The following is a 24,505-nucleotide window of genomic DNA, read 5'->3' on the forward strand; positions in this document are numbered from 1 at the left end:
TAAGAGTAATACCCATCCGGGCGCTTGCAACCACTGGCGTAGGGATCGGAGCCGAGATACGGCTCCGGAAGCATGATGCCCTTCCGATGCGCTGGCTCGTTCGAGTCATGTTCCAAGTAAACATTGAATCGTCCGTCAGGACACCCGAATTGCGTCGCAATAGCGGGTCCGACCGGACGTCCAACGCTGCAGCAAGCGCAGGACATGCTGAGTCTTCCATGGAGTGACCGTGCCGGTCCTTCCGTGACGTCGACTCGCAGGGACATGACGTTTGTGGACAGCCAACCATCAAGGGCGCGTTCATGACTTCAATCGTTACATCTCTTACGATCAACCAGATCAAGTCGCTTTCGTCGACTGCGATCCAGAACCTCAACACGGCCGACATCGCGGCGCTGTCCAGCACGCAGATCAAGGCCCTGAGCTCGTCGCAGATCGCCGCTTTCGAGACGGACGACCTTGCCGCGTTCTCGTCCACCCAGCTCAGCGCCGTCACCGCCGCTGCCATCACCGGCCTCACCCTCTCGCAGATGGATGCCCTGAGCTCGACCAACATCGTCGGTCTGACCTCGGCCCAGATGAACGCGCTCAGCACGGCGCAGGTCGCCCAGCTGAACTCCGACCAGGTCGACGCCCTGACGTCGACGCAGATCGGCGCCCTCAGCGCTGCCGCACTCGGCGCCATGGCTTCCGACGAAATCGCGACCTTCTCCTCGGATGAAGTCGCCGCCATCTCCACCAAGGTCCTGGCGCAGCTCTCCACCGACGCAATCGCCAACTTCAACAGCGACCAGCTCGGCGCTCTCTCCTCCAAGCAGATCGCTTCGCTGACCACCGCACAGGTTGCCGTGCTCACGTCCGAGCAGGTCGATGGCCTGACCAGCAGCCAGGTTTCTGCCCTGACGGCCAAGCAGGTTGCCGCTCTGACGACCGATGCGATCACCTCGCTCGACAGCGACCAGATCGCCGCCCTCTCCGCCAAGCAGGTTGCCGCTCTCACCACCGATCAGGTCGCGATCCTGGACACCGACCAGGTCACCGCCCTCTCGAGCACGCAGATCGCTTCCCTCAGCGCCGCCGCTCTCGGCACGATGACCTCGGACGAGATCGCAACCTTCACGACGGATGAAGTCGCCGCCATCACCACCAAGGTTCTGGCTGCTCTCTCCACCGACGCGATCGCCAACTTCGACAGCGCCCAGATCGGCGCCCTGACGAGCAAGCAGGTCGCTTCGCTCACGACGGCCCAGATCGGCGTTCTCTCCTCCGAGCAGATCGACGGCCTTACGACCTCCGGCGTGGCTGCCCTGACGGCCAAGCAGGTTGCCGCTCTGACGACCGATGCGATCACCTCGCTCGACAGCGACCAGATCGCCGCCCTCTCCGCCAAGCAGGTCGCGGCCCTCACCACCGCTCAGGTCGACATCCTGAACTCGGATCAGGTGCAGGCTCTGACCTCGACCCAGATCGCCGGCCTCAGCGCCGCCGCTCTCAACCTGATGGAGTCGGACGAGATCGCGACCTTCACCACGGACGAAGTCGCTGCCATCTCCACCAAGGTCCTGGCTGCTCTCTCCACCGCGACGATCGCCAACCTTGACAGCGACAAGATCGGCGCTCTCTCTTCCAAGCAACTCGCAGCCCTCACCACCGCCCAGGTGGCCGTGCTGACCTCCGACCAGCTTGACGGCCTCTCCAGCGCCAACATCACGGCTCTGACGGCCAAGCAGGTTGCAGTCCTCACGACGGAAGCCGTCGCATCGCTCGACAGCGACCAGGTCGCCGCTCTCTCGGCCAAGCAGGTTGCGGCTCTGACCACCGACCAGGCAGAAGCCCTCACCTCCGATCAGGTTCAGGCCCTGACGTCGACGCAGATCGCCGCCTTCGGCGCCGTTGCCCTCGACACGATGACCTCGGAGGAGATTGCAACCTTCTCGACGGATGAAGTCGCCGCCATCTCCACCAAGGTTCTGGCTGCCCTCTCCACCGCGACGATCGCCAACCTCGACAGCGACAAGATCGCAGCCCTCACCAGCAAGCAGGCCGCTGCCCTGACGACGGCACAGATCGCATCGCTTTCGTCTGACCAGGTCGATGGCCTGACCAGCGCCAACATTGCAGCCCTGACGATCAAGCAGGTTGCGGCTCTGTCGACCGATGCCATCACCTCGCTCGACAGCGACCAGGTCGCGGCCCTCTCGGCCAAGCAGATCGCTGCCCTCACCACCGACCAGGTTGCGACCCTCAACTCCGATCAGGTCCAGGCTCTGTCCTCGACCCAGATCGCAGCCCTCAGCGCCGCCGCCATGGACACGATGGCTTCGGACGAGATCGCAACCTTTACTACGGACGAAGTTGCCGCCATCTCCACCAAGGTTCTGGCCGCTCTCTCCACCGCGACGATCGCCAACCTGGACAGCGACAAGATCGCCGCCCTCTCGTCTAAGCAGATCGCTGCCCTGACGACGGCCCAGATCGCATCGCTGACCTCCGACCAGGTCGATGGTCTGACCAGCGACAACATCGTCGCCCTGACGGCCACGCAGATCGTGAAGCTGACGACCGATGCCATCGCATCGCTCGACAGCGACCAGATCGCCGCGCTGACGTCCAAGCAGGTTGCTTCGCTCACCACCGAACAGGTCGAAACCCTGACGTCGGATCAGGTCGAAGCACTCGACAGTGCCCAGATCGCAGCCCTCAGCGCGGCAGCGCTGGGTGTGATGGACTCCGACGAGATCGCCAAGTTCACCACGGATGAAGTCGCCGCCATCTCCACCAAGGTTCTGGCTGCACTTTCCACGGCTGCTCTGGGCAACTTCGGAAGTGATCAGATCGCCGCGCTCAGCACGGCTCAGGTCGCCGCTCTGACGACGGCTCAGGTCGCAAGCCTGATCTCCGACCAGCTCGACGGCCTGTCGACCGACCAGGTCGTCGCCCTGACGGCCACCCAGGTCGCATCGCTCACCACCGACGCCGTCGCGTCGCTGGAAAGCACGCAGATCGAGGTCCTGACGTCCAAGCAGGTCGCATCGCTCACCACCGATCAGGTCAAGACCCTGAATTCGGATCAGGTGGCGGCGCTCACCAGCACGCAGATCGCAGCCCTCAGCGCCGCAGCGCTGGACACCATGGACTCCGACGAGATCGGAACGTTCTCCTCGGATGAAGTCGCAGCCATCAGCACCAAGGTTCTGGCCGGCCTGTCGACCGACATCGTGTCCTTCCTCTCGACCGATCAGGTCGGTGCTCTCAGCACCGGTCAGGTCGCCTCGCTGACGACGGCGCAGGTTGCGGTTCTCTCCTCGACCCAGGTCGATGGTCTGACGAGCGGCCAGGTCGCAGCCCTGACGGCCAACCAGGTCAAGGCCCTCTCGACCGATGCGCTCGCATCCTTCGACAGCGACCAGATCGCGGCCCTGACTTCGACCCAGATCGCTGCCCTCAGCACCGCTCAGGTAGCAACGCTGACGTCCGACCAGGTCGAAGCGCTGACCTCGACGCAGATCGCCGCTCTCTCCTCCGCCGCCCTCGATGCGATGGACTCGGACGAGATCGCGACCTTCACGACCGACGAGATCGCAGCGATCAACGTGAAGGCCCTGCCGGGTCTCTCCACGGCCGACATCGCCGCCCTGGACTCCACGCAGGCTCAGGCCTTCACGAGCCAGCAGATCGCCGCTCTCACCAGCGCGCAGGTCGAAGCGGTCATCGCGGCTTACAACGACGTCTGATAAGGACGCCGGAAACCGAAACGAGGCGGCGCGGCTCCAACCGCGCCGCCTTTTCGTTTGGCAGGCCGCAAACACCTGATTTGCGCGCCAAACGACAAGCCCGACGCAAGTCAACTCCGGTAGCAAGGCAAACGAGCTCATTGCGAGTCGTTCAACCGCCCGGCCGAAAGGCCGCCTTGCCGCAGGATGGCCATGACTGTCAGCACCCCTATCGTTCCCGATCCGAACGCAACGCTCGCCAGCGTTTTGGGCCGCGCCCGCACGCAGCAGCTTTCCCTTGCCGAACTCTTCCAGATGGCCGAGGGCCTTGCCGCCGCCGGACACGCAGCGCAGGCAATCGAACTCTACAAGACGTGGATCGCCTTCAACGATACCAATCCGCTGCTGCATCTCGCCTACTTCAACTACGCGGTCTCGCTTTCGAAAAGCGGCGACACCGCGGGCACGCTGAATGCCTTGCGTGCAGCGCTCAAGATCAATCCGGATTTCGGCCAGGCCCATGTCAATCTCGGCCGCACGCTTGAAGATTGCGGACTGACCGGCCAGGCCGTGCTGCAATGGCGCAACTATGTCGACGCGACCAACGACGTCACGCCCGACCGGATCAACCATCGCCATCTCGTGCTCCAGCATATCGGCCGTGTGCTGGAGGGTGCGGGCAAGCTGGAAGAGGCGGAAGCCGCCCTCTGGCAGGCGATGGAACTGCAGCCACATCGCACCGAGGCCGCCCAGCACTGGATTTCGCTGCGCATGCGCCAGGTCAAGTGGCCGGTGATCACGCCCAACCTCCACATTTCGAGCCGGCAGTTCATGGACGCCATGTCCTCCATGACCATCGCCTGCTATGCCGACGACCCGCTCTTCCAGCTCGCCAAGGCGCATCGTTACTGCACCGCCACCGTCGGCCGGCCGGAGACGCGCGGCTTCGTGCGCAAGCCCGTGCGCCAGAAATCCGGCAACGGCCAGCGCCTGCGCGTCGGCTACATCTCTTCGGATCTGCGCCAGCACGCCGTCGGCTTTGCACTCAGCGAAGTGCTGGAGCTGCACGACAAGTCGCAGGTGGAGATCTTCGCCTATTATTGCGGCGAGCCGGCCCCGATCGACCACACGCAGGCCCGCATCAAGCAGGCCGTCGATCATTGGCGCGACATCACCAAGCTCAGCGATGTCGATGCCGCCCGCCAGATCGTCGCCGATGAGATCGACGTGCTCGTCGACGTCAACGGCTACACCAAACATGCCCGCACGAAGATCTTCGCCTACCGGCCGGCGCCTGTCATCGTGAATTTCTGCGGTTACCCCGGCTCGATGGCGAGCCCGTACCACCAGTACATGATCGCCGACGACTACATCGTGCCGCCGGAAAACGAGCTCTACTATACGGAAAAGATTCTGCGCATCCCCTGCAACCAGCCGGTGGACCGCAAGCGCGCCGTCAACGCCCGCCCGACGCGCGCCGCAGTAGGTCTGCCTGAGGATGCCTTCGTCTTCGCAAGCTTCAACGGCATGCAGAAGATCTCGGCCTCGTGTTTCTCCCGCTGGATGGCAATCCTGCTTGCCACGCCCGGCAGCGTTCTCTGGCTGCTCGTCGGCGACGACAGCGTCAACGAGCGCGTCAAGCAGATGGCCCAGCAGGCCGGCGTTTCGCCTGACCGCCTGATCTTCGCCGGCAAGGTGCAGAACCCGGATCACCTCGCCCGCATCGGCCTTGCCGATCTCTTTCTTGACACCTTCCCCTATGGCGCGCATTCGACCGCCGCCGATGCGATCACGCAGGGCCTTCCCGTGCTGACCGTGCCGGGCAAGAGCTTCGCCTCGCGCTTCTGCGCCAGCATCGTCTCGGCCGCTGGTGTTCCGGACCTGATCTGCAACGGGCCGGAAGACTACGTCGCAAAGGCGATCGCCTTCGCCAAGAACCCGGCCAGCCTGGCCGCGATCCGCCAATCCCTGCAGGACCAGCGCGAAACCTGCGCCCTGCGCGATATGGACGGCCTTGTCCGCCGCCTCGAGGAACTGTTCTGGCAGATGCAGGGCGAGGCCGAGCGCGGCGAAACGCCGGTGCCGGATCTGCGCAATCTCGCCGTCTACTACGAAGTCGGCGCAGAGCTCGCCGCCGCCAACATCGAATTCGAAAGCGAACAGGCCTACCGGCAGCGTTACCTCGAACAGCTGACGCTGATGGATGAACACGCGCCGCTGACACCCGATGCCCGCCTTTGGAAGGGAGCCGCCGGCTGACCGCCGGTGTTTCCCGTTTTAAAACACGAACCGTTCTGAACGACGAGGATCGCATGACCCCAGTTATCCTGGTGACCTTTGCCGGACGGCAGACGAGGATGGAAATCCTCACGCAATACATTCGCCGCGCGCTGGACCTCGGGATCATCGACGAGTGGCATATCTGGGACTTCACCCGCTCGGCCGACGATCATGCCTGGGTGACGCGCGAATTCGGCCCCGCCCGCTATATGGGCTCCAAGGTGCCCTACCAGAACGCCGGCACCGTTTCGCCCAGCGCCTCCTTCCGCACCAGCGCCCGCATCCGCCATGACCTGCACATCGCCCTCGTCCCGAACGACAGGCCGCATGAGTGCTACGAGATCGCCGGCGGCGGCTGGAAGAACACCCATTCGGTGCTGCGCAAGATCGGCCGCGAGCAGCTGGCCCATTTCGACCGCAGCAACGAACAGACCCTGTGGAGCAAACCGACCCCCGGTATTCTGTCACCCGGCCGGCCCAACGAGGTCACACTCTCGATCGATGCGGCCGGCGCGCCGATCCTGCGCATCAACGAGGTCGCGATCGGCACCTGGCCGGAAATCAACCTCTCGGCCGGCGCTACGGTACATATCCGCGGCGGCTGGGGCGCGGATCTCGAACTCTGCGATGTCGATGCGCGCACGCGCCGCTATATCGGCAATCCGAACGAGCAGCTGCCCTACTACCAGGCCTACGAGTATTACGCGACGCGCTTCGAGGACTTCAAGGACGCCGTCTTCCTGAAATGCGACGACGATATCGTCTATCTCGATATCGACAAGCTCGACGGCTACATCCAGTTCCGCCGCGCCAACCCGCACTATTTCATCGTCTCGGCCAATGTCGTGAACAACGGGGTGTGCGCCTACCTCCAGCAGGCTGCGGGCTCGATCCCGACATCGGTCGGCGAGTTCGAGCACCCGCCGGGCGGTTTCGGCGGCACGCTCTGGGAAAGCGCCGAGCGTGCGGCCAAGCTGCACGGCTACTTCCTGGTTGAAAACGGTCGCACCCTCCCCCTCCCCCAGCCATCCGTCGACTGGACCGAACGGCAGTCGATCAACTTCATCGCCTGGCTGGGCCAGGACCTTCTGCACATGGCGCTGCCGCAGGGCGACGACGAACATGCGCTCACTATCGGCGTGCCGACCTTCCTCGGCCGCCCCTCGGCGATCTATTCCGATTTCACCGTCAGCCATCTGAGCTTCGGTCCGCAGGAACGCGGCTGGGATCCGACACCGCTCATCACGGCCTATGAAGCCCTGATGCGCTCGCGTCTCTTCCCGGAAACCGAAAAGCCGGTGCTGCGCGCCGCCGGCTGAGCGTGCGCGGGCCAGACACTTCGCAGGATGGGATAGCATGACCGTGAAAGAAAAAATCCTCATCGTCGGCGCCGGGCTTTCCGGCGCCGTCATCGGCCGGGAACTCGCACAGGAAGGCTGCAAGGTCGAGATCATCGACGCGCGCAACCATATCGGCGGCAATTGCCACACGGTGCGCGACGAGGCGACCGGCGTGATGGTGCATGTCTACGGCCCACACATTTTCCATACCGACGATGCCGAGGTGTGGGACTATGTGAACGGCTTCACGACCTTCATGCCCTACAAGAACCGAGTGAAGACGACGAGCGGCGGCCAGGTCTTCTCGCTGCCCGTCAACCTGCACACGATCAACCAGTTCTTCGGCAAGACGTTCCGGCCCGACGAGGCCCGCGTCTTCCTCGAAGAACAGGCCGACAAGACGATCTCGGATCCTCAGACCTTCGAGGAACAGGCGCTGCGCTTCGTCGGAAACGATCTCTACGAGGCGTTCTTCAAGGGCTATACCCAGAAACAGTGGGGCTGCTCGCCGACCGAACTTCCGGCGTCGATCCTCAAGCGCCTGCCCGTGCGCTTCAACTACGACGACAACTATTTCTTCCATAAATTCCAGGGCATGCCTGAAAACGGCTATACGGAAATGATCGAGGGCATTCTCGACCATCCCAACATCCACGTTTCGCTCGAGACGAGTTTCCGGCGGGACCAGGTCGCGGGCTACGCCCATGTCTTCTATTCGGGTCCGCTTGACGGCTATTTCGACTACGAACTCGGCCGGCTCGGTTATCGCACACTGGATTTCGAGCGTTTCACCTATGACGGCGACTATCAGGGCTGCGCGGTGATGAACTACGGCGACGTCGCCGTGCCCTATACGCGCATCACCGAACACAAGCACTTCTCGCCGTGGGAAGAGCACAAGGGATCCGTCTGCTACCGCGAATTTTCGCGCGCCTGCGGTCCTGAGGATATCCCGTATTATCCGATCCGCCTCGTCGAGGAAAAGGCGCAGCTGGCCGACTATGTCGGCCGCGCCGAACAGGAAAAGAGCGTTACCTTCGTCGGTCGCCTGGGTACATACCGCTACCTCGATATGGACGTGACCATCCGCGAAGCACTCGACACCGCAAGGCTTTATCTTGCCCGCAGAGACGAGGGGGCCGCCATGGCGGCCTTCCTGCATGCGCCGCTCTGAGCGGCGTATTCCCGAAACACGAAGGCCCCGGATAAACCGGGGCCTTGCGAAATCTTCGAAGGATTTGGACCTCGTCTTCCGATTAACGGAAGAGCTGGAGGATGCCTTCGGCCGAGGAGTTGGCAATCGAGAGCGACTGGATGCCCAGCTGCTGCTGCGTCTGAAGGGCCTTCAGGCGGGTCGATTCTTCGTTCATGTCGGCGTCGACGAGGCGGCCGATACCGCTGTCGATGGCGTCCGTCAGCTTGTTGGCGAAATCTTCCTGCAGGTCGATGCGCATGGAGATCGAGCCGAGCTGCGAGGCAGCCTTGGTCATCAGCTGGATCGCGGCTTCCGTAAGGTTCAGCGCTTCGGCCATTTCGGCATCGTCGAAAGCCGAGATGTCGAGCGTTACGACCGTGTCGGTGATCGTGTAGGTATTGGTGGTCGGGTCGATGTCGTCACCGGCCGAGCCGAGGATACCGCCGGCGCTCTGCGTGTAGTCCGACGTGTCGACCGTGCCGAACAGAACGTTCTGGCCGTCGGCGGTCAGTTCGTCGAGCGTGTAGGTCGTGGTGTTGACCTTGACGGTGCCCGAAGCGTCGCGGACGAAGCCAGAAACGATCGTCTTGTCGGCAACGGCGTCTGCAGCGGTGCTGTCGAAGACGAGCCAGTTCTGGCCGTTGAAGGCAGCGCCCGAGGCGATCGAAACCAGCTGCTCCTGAAGCTGCTTGATTTCTTCCTGAACCTTGGCCTTGTCGACGCCCTGTTCGGTCGCCGCCGTAACCTTCTTCTTCATTTCCTTCACGACGTCGATGGCGGCTTCCATACCGGCATAGGCGGTATCAACCTTGGCGGCGCCGAGACCCAGCGCGTCCTGGACGGCCGAAAGGGCCATGTTGTCGGAGCGCATGGTGGTCGCGATCGACCAGTAGGCAGCGTTGTCCGAGGCTTCACCGACGCGCATGCCGGAGGAAACACGGCCCTGCGTGGTTTCCATATCGTTGCCGATCGAGCGCAGGGTGTTCAGAGCGGACATTGCCGCGACGTTGGTCAGAATGCTGGTCATGAGATGCGTGCCCCTTGAATGGCTGACTGAGGAAGGGCATTCCGGATGTTACCGGGGAACGGTGGTCAGCATCATGCCTGCCAACCGGTTAAGTTTCTTGGTTAACCCACCGTTTCGATGGGCTTAGAAAACCGCAATAAGGTTAAGGAATTCTTTAACGCGAAAGAAAAACGAAAAAAGGCCGCGCCCGTTTCCGGACGCGGCCTTTTTGTGGGATCTGGCGGGGTCAGCCTTCCCGCCGTCTCCCGTCCGTTATTAACGGAAGAGCGAGAGGATGTTCTGCGAGTTCGAGTTCGCGATCGACAGCGACTGGATGGCGAGCTGCTGCTGGGTCTGCAGGGCCTTCAGGCGGGTCGATTCCTCGTTCATGTCGGCGTCGACCAGGCGGCCGATACCCTTGTCGAGGGCGTCGGAGAGCTTCGCAGCGAAGTCTTCCTGCAGGCCGATGCGCATGGAGAGCGAACCGAGGTTCGAGCCGACCGTGCTCAGGTTGGTCAGGGCGGTTTCGATCGTGTCGAGGTGTTCGGCGACTTCAGCGTCAGTCGTGGCGTCCGTCAGCTCGATAGCGAGCGTGTCGGCCAGGTAGCCCGAGCTGTCGTCGACTTCGCCGGTGGACGGATCGTAGGCGCCGAACAGGGCGTTTGTAGCCGAGTCGTAGCTTGCCGTCGTGACCTTGACCGTGCCGTCATCGCCACGGACGAAGCCGGTGACGACGGTGCCTTCTGCGTTGCCGCCGGCAAGCCAGTTTTCGCCGTTGAACGTGGCGGAAGCGCCGATGCTCTTCAGCTGGTCCTGGAGCTGGGTGATTTCTTCCTGAACCTTCGTCTTGTCGACGCCCTGTTCAGTCGCGGTAACCAGCTTCTGCTTGAGCGTCTTGACGACGTCGATCGCAGCTTCAACACCGCTGTAGGCAACGTCGACCTTGGCAGCACCGAGGCCGATGGCGTCCTGGACGGCGGAAAGCGCAGCGTTGTCCGCGCGCATGGTGGTGGCGATCGACCAGTAGGCAGCGTTGTCCTTGGCGGCGCCGACGCGCTCGCCGGACGAGATGCGGCCCTGCGTCGTTTCCATGTCGTTGTTGATGGTGCGCAGCGTCTGGAGAGCTGCCATTGCAGAGGTGTTGGTGAGAATGCTCGACATTCTAGTTGTCCCTTTGAACGAAATACTGATGGGGACATACCGGACTGACTACTTACCGGTTACGGCGGTTCGGCATCATGCCAACTCGGTTTCTCCAGACATCCAGAGGGATACCAAACCCGTCGTGTGATGCCAAAACTCGCAGCCAATCCTTGCCAAGTCCTTAAACCGGCAAGGGGCATTCAACCCATTGAAAAACAGGGTTAATGACGGGTAATGATGTATGGTTAAGAAGGTCTAATTGAAGGATCGCACGAGGCTGCCCACGAGCAGGTTCCAGCCATCGATCAGCACGAAGAACAGAATCTTGAAGGGCAACGAGATCGAGGTCGGCGGCAGCATCATCATGCCCATGGCCATGGTGATGGTGGCGACGATCATATCGATGACGAGGAAGGGCAGAACGACCAGGAAGCCGATCTCGAAGCCGCGCCGTATTTCCGAAATCATGAAGGCCGGAATGACGACGCGCAGGTCCGCGACGTTGTTCTCGACGACGGTCTGACCACGCTCCTCGGCAAGCGAGATGAAAAGCTCGATGTCCTTGTCGCGGGTGTTGGCGACCATGAATTCACGGAAGGGTTCGGCGATCCGCTTGGCAGCTTCCGTCTCGTCGATCTGGTTGGCGATGAGCGGCTCGACGCCGTTCTGCCAGGCCCGGTCGAAGGTGGGCGCCATGACGTAGAAGGTCATGAACAGCGCAAGCGACACAAGGATCATGTTGGACGGCGTCGTCGCCAGGCCCATGCCCGAACGCAGGATCGAGAAGGCGATGACGAAGCGCGGAAAGCTGGTCACCATGATCAGGATGCCGGGCGCGACCGACAGGACGGTGAGCAGCCCGAAAGTGCGGATGATCCAGGAGGCGACGGAGCCGTCGACGGGCGCGTTGAGAATATTGCCCGGCAGCTGCAACTGCTGCTGTGCATAGGCCATACCGGTCATCGCTATCATGGCGACGAAGGTCAGAAGGGCTCGAATCATTCGATCACAAAGGTCCGGAACATAACGTTGGTTACGCGCCCTTCGGACCTGAGGTCAACCCGCTCCTGCAGGTCGTCCCGGAGATATTGGAAACCGCGCGGCCCCTGCACCTGCTGCAGTGTGACCGTTCGCATATAGGCCATGATGTCCTGGTGGACCTCTTCGGCGAGCTTGACGTCCGCCGCGCCCTTGAACATCAGCGCGACCTCGAGCCGGACGCGGTTTTCCGAGGGGTAGGCGAGATTGCTGGTGATCGGATCGAGCAGCACGATGCCGTTGGCTGCGGTCGAAATATGCGGGATTTCCTCGCCGGCCTCGGCCTTGCCGCCTTCGCCATGACCACCTGCGGCAGGCTCGGCCTTGGCCGCTTCCTCCGCCGGCTTTTCGGCCGGCGGCGGGGCCAGCATGTTGCCCACAACCCAGCCGCCGCCAGCGGCAAACAGCGTCAGGACGGCGATGATCGCGATGGTTATGACGATCGACGGCTTCTTTTCCGCGACGACCTGCTCTTCTTCCGCCATGTCTTTCTTCCCGTTTCCTGGGTTTGCCCGCGTCAGAGCGGCGAGAACAGGTCGACGGCCTGCTGGCCCCACGGCGGCTGCTGCACTTCGGTCAGGCGGCCTCGGCCACCGTAGGAGATGCGGGCTTCCGCGATCTTCTCGTAGGAGATCTGGTTGTTGGCATCGACATCCTGCGGCCGGACGATACCGGCGACGTTGAGAATGCGCAGCTCGTGATTGACGCGCACTTCCTGGGAACCGCTGATCAGAAGGTTGCCGTTCTCGATGACGCCCGTCACGACGGCGGCGACAAGCAGGTTGAGCCGCTCTGCACGCTCGGTCGAACCGTCGCCCTTCGTGCTGGTCGAGGAGCCGTAGGTCAGATCGCCCTCGGTATCGACCTTGAAGTTGTTGCCCGAACCGCCGATACCGAAATTCATGCCGCTTTTGTTGGTCCGTGAGCGGTCCGTCTTGTTGTCGAAACTCGCCCGGTCGTTGACGCGGATGTTGACGGTCATGATGTCGCCGACCTTGAAGGCGCGCGAGTCCTTGAAGAGCGCCGACTGCTGGTCGCTCCAGATCGAATAGCCGGCAACCGCCGTGCGCGGCTGCTTAGGATACATCGCCATCTGCGGCGTTTCGGCATAGTTCAGCCCACTGCCGATCGGGCTCATAGCCGGCGCCTTCCCGATTTCCTTGAGAGCCTGGCTGGAGCAGCTCGACAATGCCAGCGCGACGGCGAGTGCAGAGGCGATCTTCTTCATGACGGATCCTTTGAGGTGTTCGGATCGCCCGCGACGGCGATGATACGGGTGAGCAGCGCGGCCTTGTCGGCCGGCATCTCGCCGAGGATGGTGCTCGACTGGCGCGGCGGAAGCTTCATGACGATCGCCGAAGCGATCTGCGGGTTGAGTTCGGCAAGCTGGGCCGCCGCCGCATCCGGCTTCATCTTGCGGTAAATCTCGACGAGTCCGCCTTCCGCCTGCTTCAGGAAGGCGTTGCGACGGTTCAACCAGTCTTCGTATTCGGCGCGCCGGGCTTCCAGCGTCCTGATGCGTTCGTCGACGTCCTTCTGGAGGGTTTCCAGCTCCTGCTTCTGGAGGAGATAACGCTGGTCGCGCGCGGCGTCGGCAATGTTGGTGCAGAATTCGCGAATCTCGTCGGCGCTGGCATTCGTGGTCGTGATAACAGGGCGCTCCTCGGCGAAGGCGCCGGGAATGGCCATCATGACGAAACCGGCGAGCGGCAAAGCGAGCCTGCGGGCAAGGGTAGAGAGGGTCATGGTTGTCATTGCAGCACCAGTTCTGCCTGGAGGGCGCCCGCCGTCTTGATGCTCTGCAGGATCGAGATGATGCCGTCAGGCTTGACGCCGATGCTGTTCAGCCCCGAGACGAGCGAGCGCAGGCTGGAGCCGTCGAGCAAGGCAACCTGCCCGCCGTCCTGCTGGACGAGGATGTCGGTGCTCGGTTCGACCGCCGTCTCTCCGCGGGAGAAGGGTTCAGGCTGGACGACCTTCGGCATTTCGTTGACCTGCACGGTGAGTGTTCCGTAACTGACCGCGACAGGCGAGATGCGCACGTCCTGACCGATGACGATCGTGCCCGTTCGCTCGTTGATGACGACACGCGCCGGCACATCGGTCTCTATGACGAGGTTTTCGATATCGGCCATCAGGCGGGCAAGGTCGGCCATCTTGGGCTTGGCGATATAGACCGACTGCGAATCACGCGATTCGGCAATCGGATTGCCGTATTGGGCGGCCGCATAGCGGTTGATGGCATCGGCCATGCCGACTGAAGTCGAGAAGTCCGGGTTGCGCAGTTGCAGAACGAGATCGGACGAATCCTTGAAGCGCGACGGAAGTTCACGCTCGATGATCGCACCATTCGGCACGCGCCCGGCGGTGGTGACGCCCTGCTGCACCGTCGCGGCCTCGCCGCCGGCGCTGATGCCGGTTACGACGATGGAGCCTTGCGCCACCGCGTAGATCTGGCCGTCGGCGCCCGAAAGCGAGGTCATGACGAGTGTGCCGCCGCGCAGCGACGAAGCGTCGCCGAGCGAGCCGACCGTCACGTCTATGCGGCTGCCGGGGCTGGCAAAAGGCGGCAGGTTGGCGGTGACGAGCACGGCCGCGATGTTCTTGGCGCGTGTCTGCGTGCCGACCATGGAGATGCCGAGGTTCTGCAGCATCGCGCGCATGGACTGTTCGGTGAACGGCGAGGAGCGCATGCTGTCGCCGGTGCCCTGGAGACCGACGACGAGGCCGTAGCCAATGAGCTGGTTGTCACGGCCGGCCTGCAAGGAGGCAACGTCCTTGATGCGGGCGGCCGGCAGCGCCGGGCCGGTAGCAAGCATGATGCACGCGAGAACGGCAACGACGCGACGGAGGAAAAGCTGCATCATCGTGCCACCACATGTACGGTTCCGTCTTCCATGACCGTGCCGGAGACGATCACGCCGGAATCCTTGTTGCGAACCTTGATGAGTTCGCCGATCGCCGCGTCCTGAAGCGGCGTACCGGCGGCGCGCAGGATCATCGCGCCGTTGTCGAAGACGAGCTGGACGGTGGTGCCGCGGGATACCGCGAAGGGTTCGCGCAGCGCCGAGACGAGGATGACGCGGCCTGCGAGCAGGGTGCGCTTCGTGATGAGACCGTCGACCTGGCCGATGTTTTCGGCATAGCCCTTGACGATGTTCGGATTGGTCACCTCGACCTCTTCGAGCAGACCCGCCTGGATTTCCTCGCCGGGATAGATGGTGCGTTTCGGCACGACGGCCATGCGCGCATCGGCAAGCGCAGCGTCGGCCGCGAAAAGACCGACGAGCACGGCTGACGCGGCAAGGGCTGCGTGCCGCGAGGCCGAGAGGGTCTTTGCTTTGCGAAGGGCTGCTATCAGGCGAAACATCATGTTCCCCGCGTGTCTGTCGGTTGTTATCTCAGGTTCTTGCTGACCACGGCCGCCATTTCGTCGGCTGCCTGGATGATCTTGGAATTCATCTCGTAGGCGCGCTGAGCCGAGATCAGGTCGGTGATTTCCTTGACCGGATCGACGTTGGATGCCTCGAGGTAGTTCTGCTGGATATAAGCGAAGCCCGCTTCGTCCGGCGCACCGACATTCGCCGGGCCGGAAGCCGCAGTCTCGCGGTAGAGGTTTTCGCCGAGCGGCTCGAGGCCGGCTTCGTTGACGAAGTTCGCCAGCGTGATCTGGCCGAGATCCTGCTGCTGGCCTGCAACCGTCGCATAGACCTGGCCGGATTTGCTGACGGTGACTTCGGTAGCGTCCTGCGGCACGGTGATGCCGGGCACGACCGTGTAGCCGTCGAGCGTCACGAGCTGGCCGTCGGCATTGGTGTTGAAGGCGCCGGCGCGGGTGTAGAGCGTGGAGCCGTCGGCCGCCTCGATCTGGAACCAGCCACGGCCGATCAGCGCCAAGTCGAAGGAATTGCCCGTCGAAACGAGGCCGCCCTGGAGGTGCAGGTTGCGCACGGCCGCGGTCTTGACGCCGAGACCGACGATGGCGCCTTCCGGCACCACGGCCTGGTTGGCGCGGTTCGGCACGCCGGCGGCACGCTCGGTCTGATAGAGAAGGTCGGAGAACTCGGCACGGGCGCGCTTGAAGCCGGTCGTGTTGATGTTCGCGATGTTGTTCGCGATGACTTCAAGATTGGTTTGCTGCGCGTTCATGCCGGTGGCGGCGATGGCAAGGGCTTTCATGTCCGGTCCTCAGATCTGCATTCTTGCGACTTCGAGATAGGCGGTGACGACCTTGTCGCGGATGGCGATGGCGGTCTGCAGCGTCTGCTCGGCGTTCATGACGGCATCGACCACTTCACGGGTCGTCGCCTTGCCCTGGATGGCTTCGAAGGACTTGGTCTCGCCAAGCTTCAGCGTGTTCGTCATCTCGGTGGCCATGTCGCCCATGACCTGGGCGAAGCTCATGCCCGTGCCGGTTCCCTGCGCAGCGGCAGCGGAAACGGTGCTGGACGTCTCGTTGACGCCTGAAAGACCATTGGTGGAGAAGAGCGATTTAACGCCCGCTACGCTATCGATCATTGCGAGGCCCTCAGGAGGTCGATGGTCGCGGAGATCAGGTCGCGCGACTGCTTGATGCTCTGCAGGTTGGCTTCATAGGAGCGATTGGCTTCCCGCATGTCCGCCATTTCGACCAGCATGTTGACGTTTGGCATCTTGACCATGCCCTGATCGTCAGCGGCCGGGTTACCGGGGTCGTATTCCGTCGAGAACTGCCCCTCGTCTTCGCCGAGGCGTTCGACCTGCACCAGCGATGCGCCGGTTGCGCGGTCGAGCTCGGAGGCGAAGGTCACCGTCTTGCGGCGGAACGGGTCGGCACCGGGCGTGTCGCCCGTCGAACGGGCGTTGGCCAGGTTTTCCGATACGATGCGAATGCGGGTTGACTGCGCCTCAAGTCCCGAGGCCGCGACTTTCAGGGAAGCTACGAGCGGATCCATTTTTTACCTTCTAACTGTCATCAGCATCATGCGATGAAAGGCCTTGACGAGGCCGGCATTCAACTCAAAGTCACGCTTGACCTGACCTTCCTTCATGAGTTCCTCGGCAATACCGACTGTGTTGCCGGATTCCTGCACGCCGATCTCTTCGGTGGGCTTGGTCTCGATGACGCGGCTTGCCATTTCGGTTTCGGTGAAATGACCCGGCTGCGTCGCCGCCATGCGGATGCCCGTCGTCTCGAGCACCGCCTGAAAGGGAGTTACGTCCTTCGCCTTGAACCCGGGGGTGTTGGCGTTGGCGAGGTTGCCTGCAACGACACTCTGGCGGACCGAAAGCCAATCGGCTTGTTTCGAGGCCAGTTCAAACAGTTGTATCGGTTGCATGACAAGCTCCATCCTTGTTCGAGGCGAACCTACGGAGCCAATCTTGCGTCAGACTTGCACCGTGACGGCGCAGCTGCAAGTACCTGTATTTCCGGGATTAAATATGCTCAAGCCGCAATCATCGCGGCGAGCGGGCGGGCGGTCCGGACAAGCCAGGACCGCCGAATCGGCCGCGGGGGGCAGAGCACCCCGCAGCCTTTAGTTGCGCTTGATGACGTCGCCGTTGGAGGTCACGATGACCCATGCGCCCTCGCGCTGTTCCAGCGTCGCAAGGCGGCTGTTATCCGGCAGGATCGAGCCGACGCGCACGATATACATGCCACGTGCATCCTCGATCAGCGCCCGGCCATTCGCCACATGCATCAACCGGAAGCCGGTGCTTGCCGGCAGCGGCTGGTCAAGACCCGACTCGACCGGTACCCCGAGCTTGGTTTCCTTGCCCTCGTCCGTGGCACTGGCCGTCGCGACCGGATCAACACCCTTGAGCGCCGGTTCGTTGTCGTCGTCGACCATCGCGGCCGGCGACACGCTGACCACCTCCTTGGCGCGCGTTTCCGGCAGGTTGCGGGTCGTACCGTCCCAAAGTGCCGGCACCGAGAATTTCTCCGGATTCAGGAAGACATACCAGGGAAAGAAGGCAGCCATCGCCGCGAGCATTACGCCCGTGCCGACAAGCACCTTGTCGGCGACGCTATAGCCGCGCCGCACCGATCGCTTGAGGGGCTGGACTGCTTCGTCCGCATCGAAATCCGTCACTGTCATCCCCTTCGCGTGGCCGGTCCGCCGCCCTGCCCGGCCGCATTCTTCAGCGCCATGGCAAGATCGGAGAAGGAATCGCCGGCAGGTTTTTCACCTGGCGTCTGTTTGAGAACCTCGTAGATGATCGGTACCTGCTTGATCGCCATGTCGAGATCGGCGTCACCGCCGGGACGGTAGCCACCGATGAGACGGAGATCGCGGGTTTCCTCGAAGCGGTGGATCAACGCCTTCAGGCGCGACACCAGCTTCTCCTGATCCGGCGTCCAGGCCTTGCGGGCAAGACGCGAGATGGAGGCGAGCGGATTGATCGGCGGGTAGCGCCCCTCTTCCGCGAGACTGCGCTCCATCACGATGTGGCCGTCGAGAATGCCGCGCGTCGAATCGGCAATCGGGTCATTGTGGTTGTCGCCGTCGACGAGGATCGAGATGATCGCCGTGATGCTGCCTGTGCCTTCGGCGCCGGGACCTGCGCGCTCCAGCAGGCGCGGCAACTCGGTGAACACCGAGGCCGGATAGCCACGGGCGATCGGCGGCTCGCCGGCGGCGGTCGCCACTTCACGGATGGCGTGGGCAAAGCGTGTCACGCTGTCGATGATGAGCAGGACGTTGTCGCCCTGGTCACGGTAGTGCTCGGCAATCGTCACGGCGGTCAGCGGCGCCATCTTGCGCAGCATCGGGCTCTCGTCGCTGGTCGCGACGACGGCGACGGATTTCGCCAGATTGTCGCCAAGCGTATCCTCGATGAATTCCCGCACTTCACGGCCGCGTTCGCCGACCAGCGCGATAACGACCTTGTCGAAGGCGTCTGCGCGCGCGAGCATCGACAGCAGCGTCGATTTACCGACACCCGAACCGGCGAAGATGCCGAGACGCTGGCCAAGGCAGAGTGGTGCGAAGATATCGATGGCGCGAACGCCGGTCGAAAAACCCTTCTCGACGCGCTTGCGCGTCATCGAGGGCGGAGCGGAATTGTAGATGGATCGGCGATCGTCGCCCTGCGTCAGCGGGCCGAGCCCGTCGATCGGTTCGCCGAGCGCGTTGATCGTTCGGCCGCACCAGGAGGCCGTCGGTGCGACGCGGAAGGCGCCCTTGCGGATCACCGTATCGTGGATGCTGATCGGCTCGCCCGGTTCGATCGGGCAGACGACGACGGAATCCGGCTCGACGCGGACCACCTCGCCGAGATGGATGCCCGCCGGGCTTCTGTGCGCCACGAACTCGCCGAGCCGCACATGGCGCGACAGGCCGCTGACCGTGTAATTGCCGGCCGCGATGGTCTGCACATGACCGCCGTGGACGACCGAGAATTCCGGTGAGGAATAGCGCTTCACGGCCCCGGCCAGCGCACTCAGCATGCGCCCGCCATCGGGAATGCGTCTCTCGTCGGGTCTGGTCTCCGCCGCCATGGTTTATTTGCTTCCGCCGAGCGTACGCACCGCTTCGTTCATCGACTCCTCGCTGTCGCGCATCAGCGAGGCAATGCTTTCAAAGGCGCGTGTGACCTGAATGAGCTGCGTCATCTCGCCGATGGCGTTGACGTTGGATTCCTCCACATAGCCCTGCACCACGCCCGCATCGATGCGGTCAACCACTGGTTCCGGCGGGATTTTCGAGATGATGCCGCTGTTGCCGGCACGCGTGAAGCCGCCCGACAGATCGGCCTCGAAGAGGCCGAGCGCTGCCACGGGGCGGCCGTTCTGGTTGAGCTGGCCGTCGGCGCTCAGCTGGATCGCGCCATTGGTCGCATCGATCTGGATCGGTCCGCCGCCGGCATCGAGCACCGGATAGCCGTTGAGCGTCACAAGTTCACCGGCATCGGTCAGCGTGAAGCGCCCGTCGCGGGTCAGCGTCGGACCCGACGGCGTTTCGACCTGGAACCAGGCATCGCCCTTGATGGCGAAGTCCAGTGTGCCGCCGGTCTCGGTGATGCCACCGCTGCGGGTCGAAATGAATTCGTTGCCCTGCGATACGAAAGCGACGTCGGCCACCTTCTGGTCGCTTACGACCTGATTGAATTTCACCTCGGTGGCGCGGAAGCCTACAGTCGTCGAGTTCGCGACGTTGTCGGCAAGCGTGTTCAGGCGGCGTTCGAGTGCAATCTGGGACGAAAGCGATACATAGAGCCCGGTCTGCATCTCAGCGACCTCCGAGTTTCAGGTTGTTGATGGAAAGCAGCAGGTCCGTCGAAATGCCGATGAGGCCGGACGGCTGGAAGGCGGCAAGCGAATCGATGCCCCCCGTCGGGTTTTCGAGTTCCCACATCGAGGTGAAGCGCTCGAGAAACTTGCCGACCTTCGAGGGATCCTTGAACTCGTCGAGCTTCAACACGTCTTCATAATAGGCGGCTTGCCGGTCGATGTCGGTGGCTGCGAACTCCGCCGGAAGCTGAAGGGCGGTGCGCACCACCTGTGCAATCGCATCGTCCGCGATGATCGAGTAGCCCGAAGTGATGGAGGGCGCCATGCGCTCGAAATAGAGCGCGAGGCGAACACCCGTGTTGTCCTCGCCGGCGCTGACTTCTAGCGTCTGGCGGGTATATTTGTCGACGGTGCCTTTCTGGGCGCTCTCCATGATCGTGGCGATCTCGCCATGGCGCGCAAAATTCAGCGATTCCGCCAGCGCCTTGTAGCGCGTATCGGTGAGCTGGTTGGCGAAGGCATCCTTGTTGTCGACGCCTTCGGTCAGCACCTTGCGCATGAAGGCCTTGGCATAGGCCATGTCCTCCAGGCCATGCGCCTTCATCACGTAGTTATAGAGGCGGCTGTCGGCGAAGAAGTCATCGACCGATTTCACGCCACCGATCTTCTCAAGGTAGTATTCCGTCTCGCGCTTGACGTCAGGCTGCTCCGAAACACGCTTCAGCGATGTCTGGAGGTCGGAAGAAATCAACTGGTAGCTCGTATAGGTGGTCGTCACGATAGCCCGCCGATCAAGGTGCAAGAGGGCGCGATGGCCCGTTATGAGCCATAATCCTGCGGCCTTTTCCTTGCGCGAACCTGATCCGTAAACCGGGTGTTAGGTACAGCCTCACGCAAGGCTGGAACCGTATTTCCAGAAGGGTCAGAATTGTGTTGGGACAACTGCGCTCATGAATATCATCATTGGTCTTATCGTTACGATCGGCTGCGTCCTGGGCGGCTTCATGGCCATGGGCGGGCACCTGGAGGTGCTCAACCAGCCATTCGAGCTCATGATCATCGGCGGCGCGGGCGTCGGCGGCTTTATCGTGGCGAACACGATGAAAGTGATCAAGGAAACCGGCAAGGCGCTCATGGAAGCGTTCAAGCACAAGGTTCCCAAGGAGCGCCACTATCTCGATACGCTCGGCGTGCTTTACAGCCTGATGCGGGATCTGCGCACCAAGTCGCGCAACGAGATCGAAGCTCATATCGACAATCCGGACGAATCACCAATCTTCCAGTCGGCCCCGACGGTTCTTGCCAACAAGGAACTGACGGCCTTCATCTGCGACTACGTCCGCCTCATCATCATCGGCAATGCCCGCTCCCACGAGATCGAGGCGCTGATGGACGAGGAAATCCAGACGATCACGCGCGACAAGATGAAGCCCTACCAGTCGCTCTCGACCATGGGCGACGCCTTCCCGGCCATCGGCATCATCGCCGCCGTTCTCGGGGTTATCAAGGCGATGGGCAAGATCAACGAATCGCCTGAGGTTCTCGGCGGCCTCATCGGCTCGGCCCTCGTCGGCACCATGCTCGGCATCTTCCTGTCCTATTCGATCGTCACGCCGATCGCGACCAACATCAAGGTCGTGCGCGAGAAGCAGAACCGCCTCTACATCATCGTCAAGCAGACGCTGCTCGCCTACATGAACGGTTCCGTGCCGCAGGTGGCGCTGGAATACGGCCGCAAGACCATCTCTTCCTATGAGCGCCCATCGATCGACGCGGTCGAGCAGGAAATGATGAATCCCGGCGGTGGCGGCGACACGAAGGCGGCCTAAGCAATGAGTGAAGCGACCGTGACAGCAGCCCCGTCCCTCGATCCGATCGTGCTCGCGCGCCTTACCGGCAAGCTTGGCGACACGGCGACAATTTCGAAGCTCTGCGCCACCCTGGGCGACGTCTTCGCCGAATTCCTGCCGGACATGCTGGAAAGCGAGCTCGGCTTCGACGTCGCGGTCTCCTATGCCGGTTTCGAAACGGGCAAGTACGGTCCGCTGATCGAGGGCCTGGGCGGGGCGATGGCGATGTGCGACGCGTCGCTGCGCGACTGGTGCGATCGCTTCACGTTGATCTGCGACAGCCCGATGATCATCACGCTCGTCGAGAACATGCTCGGCGCCGTCAGCGATTCGATCGAGGATCCGGAAGCGCGCCCGCTTTCCAAGATCGAGCTCGACCTGGCCGCAATGATGTTCGACCGCATTTCCAGCGTGCTGAAGACCGCCGTATCGGGTGCCAACGGCTATGAGCCGTTCCTCGGCCATGCGCACAATGCCGAAACGCGCAAGCCGACCGAGGACGGTTCGGAGAACGATTTTGTGGCGATGGTCAACATGGCCGTCGGCATCGGTCCGGTTCTCTCCACCTTCCACGTCGTCATTCCGCAGAGCGTGCTCCTGAAATCGACCATCTCCGCGCCGAAGGCCGCCAATGCTCCCAAGACCCGCGTCGAGTGGAGCGAGCGCCTCGGCGAACAGGTCCGCCGTTCGAAGGTGACGCTGGAGGCGCGTATCCGGCTCGAAGCCCAGACGCTCGACACGATCAGCCGCCTGCAGGCCGGCGACATCATCCCGTTCAACGAATCAGGTGACGTACGCGTCGAGGTCAACGCCAACGGCCGCAATCTCTATGTCTGCGAATTCGGCCGGTCGGGCGCGCGCTACACGGTCAGGGTCAAGGATACCTACGGATCGGAGGACGAGCTCCTCCAGCACATCATCGGATAGTTTACGCATGACGCGTACGGGGCGGCGAGCCTCAGGCAAGTTTCGAATGGAATAGTGGTCATATGGCACCGAAGAAAACACCCATCGCTGACGACATCATGTCTTCCATCAATGCAGGCGACCAGGAACTGGAGCAGGCGATCGACGACCTGCGCGGCGTTCTTCAGAAGGATGCCTCCGGCGCGCTCGGCACCGATCTGACCGCGACGGACGATCCGCTCGCGGCCTTCGGTGGTGATTTCGGCAGCTCCGATTTCGGCGGCGCGGCGGCAACTTCCGATTTCGGCGGCGGCGCAAGCTTCGGCGGTTCGGATTTCGGCGGCGGCAACGACTTCGGCGGCGGCAATGATTTCTCCGCCGACCTCGGCGAAGCGCCCCGTCCGGGCAGCGCGATGGAGTCCAACATGGACCTCATCATGGACATCCCGATCGATCTGCAGATCGTGCTCGGCTCGTCCCAGATGCAGGTTTCCAGCCTGATGAACCTCAGCGAAGGTGCAACGATCGCGCTCGATCGCCGCATCGGCGAACCCGTCGAGGTCATGGTCAACGGCCGCATCATCGGCCGCGGCGAAATTACGGTTCTTGAAAACGACGACACCCGCTTCGGGGTGAAACTCATTGAAGTGAAGAGTACACGCAAGGTCTGACACCCGATTCAGGGTTCAGGAGGATAATCCATGATGGATTTCGAAAATTTCGGTACGTCCACGGCGCTTGGTGCGCCGCTATCGCCGGTCGAGAAGGCAGCAGCCGTTCTTCTCGCCATGGGCAAGGGCGTGGCCGGCAAGCTGCTGAAATATTTCACGCAAAGCGAGCTTCAGGCGATCATTGCCGCCGCGCAGAACCTGCGCGCCATCCCGCCGCACGAGCTGATCGAACTCGTCAACGAGTTCGAGGACCTCTTCACCGAGGGCGCGGGCCTGATGGACAATGCCAAGATGATGGAAGGCATCCTCGAGGAGGGCCTGACGCCGGACGAAGTGGATGGCCTGCTCGGCCGCCGCGCCGCCTTCCAGGCCTTCGAATCGACGATCTGGGACCGTCTGCAGGACGCCGACCCGGTCTTTGTCTCGAAGTTCCTGCTGAACGAGCATCCGCAGACCATCGCCTACATCCTTTCCATGATGCCTTCCGCCTTCGGCGCCAAGGTACTGGTGGAAATTCCCGAGGCGCAGCGCGCCGACATCATCAACCGTACCGTCAACCTCAAGGACGCGAGCCCCAAGGCGACCGCGATCGTCGAGGCCCGCGTCATCGAGATGATCAATGCGCTGGATTCGGAACGCAACTCTGTCGGCTCGAACAAGGTCGCCGATCTCATGAACGAGCTGGAAAAGTCGCAGGTCGACGAGATGCTGGCCTCGCTCGAAACGGTCTCGACCGAATCGGTCAAGAAGGTTCGCCCGAAGATCTTCCTCTTCGAGGACGTGCTCTACATGCCGCAGAAAAGCCGGGTGTCGCTGTTCAACGACGTCTCGGGCGACATCATCACGGCGGCGCTGCGCGGCGCCACGATGGAACTGCGCGAGTCGATCCTGTCCTCGATCGGTGCACGCCAGCGCCGCATGATCGAATCGGACCTCGCCGCCGGCGATATCGGCAACCCGCGTGAAGTGGCCATCGCCCGCCGCTCGATCACGCAGGAAGCCATTCGCCTAGCCGCAGCCGGACAAATCCAGTTGAAGGAGAAGGAACAGGAAGCCCAGGCCGCCTGATCCGCCTTGACACGACATCGCCGCAAGCCGAGCGTATCCAGCGGCCCGACTCTCCAGACAGGGGATTCGGGCCGTTTGCT

Annotated in this window: 24 protein-coding genes; 8 read left to right on the forward strand and 16 right to left on the reverse strand. The window is 62.6% G+C overall.

Features of this window, described 5'->3' with window-relative positions; all coding sequences use genetic code 11:
• Positions 1-302: 302 nt before the first annotated feature.
• From MUU55_RS11960 to glf, 4 genes are all read left to right on the forward strand, one after another.
• On the forward strand, positions 303-3,734 hold the full coding sequence (locus tag MUU55_RS11960) for a beta strand repeat-containing protein (RefSeq protein ID WP_244760998.1): 3,432 nt from the start codon (positions 303-305) through the stop codon (positions 3,732-3,734).
• A 192-nt stretch (positions 3,735-3,926) separates the two neighbouring features.
• Positions 3,927-5,972, forward strand: a complete 2,046-nt coding sequence (locus MUU55_RS11965) for an O-linked N-acetylglucosamine transferase, SPINDLY family protein (RefSeq protein ID WP_244760999.1) — start codon at positions 3,927-3,929, stop codon at positions 5,970-5,972.
• A gap of 53 nt (positions 5,973-6,025) precedes the next feature.
• A complete protein-coding gene (locus MUU55_RS11970; RefSeq protein WP_244761000.1) occupies positions 6,026-7,312 on the forward strand; it encodes a DUF6250 domain-containing protein in 1,287 nt (428 codons plus the stop codon).
• A 37-nt stretch (positions 7,313-7,349) separates the two neighbouring features.
• Entirely contained in the window at positions 7,350-8,507 is a 1,158-nt protein-coding gene (gene glf, locus MUU55_RS11975) for a UDP-galactopyranose mutase (protein WP_244761001.1), read from the forward strand.
• A gap of 82 nt (positions 8,508-8,589) precedes the next feature.
• Here the strand turns inward: glf and MUU55_RS11980 are convergent, their stop codons facing one another.
• From MUU55_RS11980 to MUU55_RS12055, 16 genes are all read right to left on the reverse strand, one after another.
• Positions 8,590-9,555: a flagellin N-terminal helical domain-containing protein gene (locus tag MUU55_RS11980; protein ID WP_244761002.1), complete on the reverse strand. Its 966-nt coding sequence runs from the start codon at positions 9,553-9,555 to the stop codon at positions 8,590-8,592.
• Between the two features lie 255 nt (positions 9,556-9,810).
• Complete coding sequence (locus MUU55_RS11985; protein WP_244761003.1) at positions 9,811-10,695, reverse strand: flagellin N-terminal helical domain-containing protein; 885 nt, start codon at positions 10,693-10,695, stop codon at positions 9,811-9,813.
• A 237-nt stretch (positions 10,696-10,932) separates the two neighbouring features.
• Positions 10,933-11,679 (reverse strand): flagellar type III secretion system pore protein FliP, encoded by a 747-nt coding sequence (fliP, locus tag MUU55_RS11990; protein ID WP_244761004.1) that lies wholly within the window; start codon positions 11,677-11,679, stop codon positions 10,933-10,935.
• Positions 11,676-12,200 (reverse strand): flagellar basal body-associated FliL family protein, encoded by a 525-nt coding sequence (locus MUU55_RS11995; RefSeq protein ID WP_244761005.1) that lies wholly within the window; start codon positions 12,198-12,200, stop codon positions 11,676-11,678. Before MUU55_RS11995 ends, fliP begins: the two co-directional genes overlap by 4 nt.
• Before the next feature lie 32 nt (positions 12,201-12,232).
• On the reverse strand, positions 12,233-12,943 hold the full coding sequence (gene flgH / locus MUU55_RS12000; RefSeq protein WP_244761006.1) for a flagellar basal body L-ring protein FlgH: 711 nt from the start codon (positions 12,941-12,943) through the stop codon (positions 12,233-12,235).
• Positions 12,940-13,470 (reverse strand): MotE family protein, encoded by a 531-nt coding sequence (locus MUU55_RS12005; protein WP_244761007.1) that lies wholly within the window; start codon positions 13,468-13,470, stop codon positions 12,940-12,942. Before MUU55_RS12005 ends, flgH begins: the two co-directional genes overlap by 4 nt.
• The gene (locus MUU55_RS12010; protein ID WP_244761541.1) at positions 13,467-14,579 is read right to left on the reverse strand and encodes a flagellar basal body P-ring protein FlgI; all 1,113 of its coding nucleotides are present in this window, start codon (positions 14,577-14,579) and stop codon (positions 13,467-13,469) included. Before MUU55_RS12010 ends, MUU55_RS12005 begins: the two co-directional genes overlap by 4 nt.
• A complete protein-coding gene (gene flgA, locus MUU55_RS12015) occupies positions 14,579-15,088 on the reverse strand; it encodes a flagellar basal body P-ring formation chaperone FlgA (RefSeq protein ID WP_244761008.1) in 510 nt (169 codons plus the stop codon). The genes MUU55_RS12010 and flgA overlap by 1 nt, the downstream gene beginning before the upstream one ends.
• 23 nt (positions 15,089-15,111) lie before the next feature.
• Positions 15,112-15,894, reverse strand: coding sequence for a flagellar basal-body rod protein FlgG (gene flgG / locus MUU55_RS12020; protein WP_244761009.1), 783 nt, complete (start codon positions 15,892-15,894; stop codon positions 15,112-15,114).
• Positions 15,895-15,903: 9 nt separating this feature from the next.
• A complete protein-coding gene (gene fliE, locus MUU55_RS12025) occupies positions 15,904-16,233 on the reverse strand; it encodes a flagellar hook-basal body complex protein FliE (RefSeq protein WP_244761010.1) in 330 nt (109 codons plus the stop codon).
• The gene (gene flgC, locus MUU55_RS12030; RefSeq protein ID WP_244761011.1) at positions 16,230-16,649 is read right to left on the reverse strand and encodes a flagellar basal body rod protein FlgC; all 420 of its coding nucleotides are present in this window, start codon (positions 16,647-16,649) and stop codon (positions 16,230-16,232) included. Before flgC ends, fliE begins: the two co-directional genes overlap by 4 nt.
• 3 nt (positions 16,650-16,652) lie before the next feature.
• Complete coding sequence (gene flgB / locus MUU55_RS12035; protein WP_244761542.1) at positions 16,653-17,033, reverse strand: flagellar basal body rod protein FlgB; 381 nt, start codon at positions 17,031-17,033, stop codon at positions 16,653-16,655.
• Between the two features lie 198 nt (positions 17,034-17,231).
• Complete coding sequence (locus MUU55_RS12040) at positions 17,232-17,795, reverse strand: flagellar protein (protein WP_244761012.1); 564 nt, start codon at positions 17,793-17,795, stop codon at positions 17,232-17,234.
• Positions 17,792-19,147: a flagellar protein export ATPase FliI gene (gene fliI, locus MUU55_RS12045; RefSeq protein WP_244761543.1), complete on the reverse strand. Its 1,356-nt coding sequence runs from the start codon at positions 19,145-19,147 to the stop codon at positions 17,792-17,794. Before fliI ends, MUU55_RS12040 begins: the two co-directional genes overlap by 4 nt.
• 54 nt (positions 19,148-19,201) lie before the next feature.
• Positions 19,202-19,927 (reverse strand): flagellar basal-body rod protein FlgF, encoded by a 726-nt coding sequence (gene flgF / locus MUU55_RS12050; protein ID WP_244761013.1) that lies wholly within the window; start codon positions 19,925-19,927, stop codon positions 19,202-19,204.
• A 1-nt stretch (position 19,928) separates the two neighbouring features.
• Positions 19,929-20,708: a DUF1217 domain-containing protein gene (locus MUU55_RS12055; RefSeq protein ID WP_244761014.1), complete on the reverse strand. Its 780-nt coding sequence runs from the start codon at positions 20,706-20,708 to the stop codon at positions 19,929-19,931.
• Between the two features lie 172 nt (positions 20,709-20,880).
• Here MUU55_RS12055 and motA point away from each other — a divergent pair, with 172 nt between their 5' ends.
• From motA to fliG, 4 genes are all read left to right on the forward strand, one after another.
• Positions 20,881-21,759 (forward strand): flagellar motor stator protein MotA, encoded by an 879-nt coding sequence (gene motA / locus MUU55_RS12060; RefSeq protein WP_244761015.1) that lies wholly within the window; start codon positions 20,881-20,883, stop codon positions 21,757-21,759.
• A gap of 3 nt (positions 21,760-21,762) precedes the next feature.
• Entirely contained in the window at positions 21,763-22,707 is a 945-nt protein-coding gene (locus MUU55_RS12065) for a FliM/FliN family flagellar motor switch protein (protein WP_244761016.1), read from the forward strand.
• A 62-nt stretch (positions 22,708-22,769) separates the two neighbouring features.
• Positions 22,770-23,357: a flagellar motor switch protein FliN gene (gene fliN, locus MUU55_RS12070; protein ID WP_244761017.1), complete on the forward strand. Its 588-nt coding sequence runs from the start codon at positions 22,770-22,772 to the stop codon at positions 23,355-23,357.
• 30 nt (positions 23,358-23,387) lie between these two features.
• Complete coding sequence (fliG, locus tag MUU55_RS12075) at positions 23,388-24,425, forward strand: flagellar motor switch protein FliG (protein WP_244761018.1); 1,038 nt, start codon at positions 23,388-23,390, stop codon at positions 24,423-24,425.
• Positions 24,426-24,505: the final 80 nt, after the last annotated feature.

It is taken from the genome of Shinella curvata, assembly GCF_022899935.1.
Lineage (GTDB): Bacteria > Pseudomonadota > Alphaproteobacteria > Rhizobiales > Rhizobiaceae > Shinella > Shinella curvata.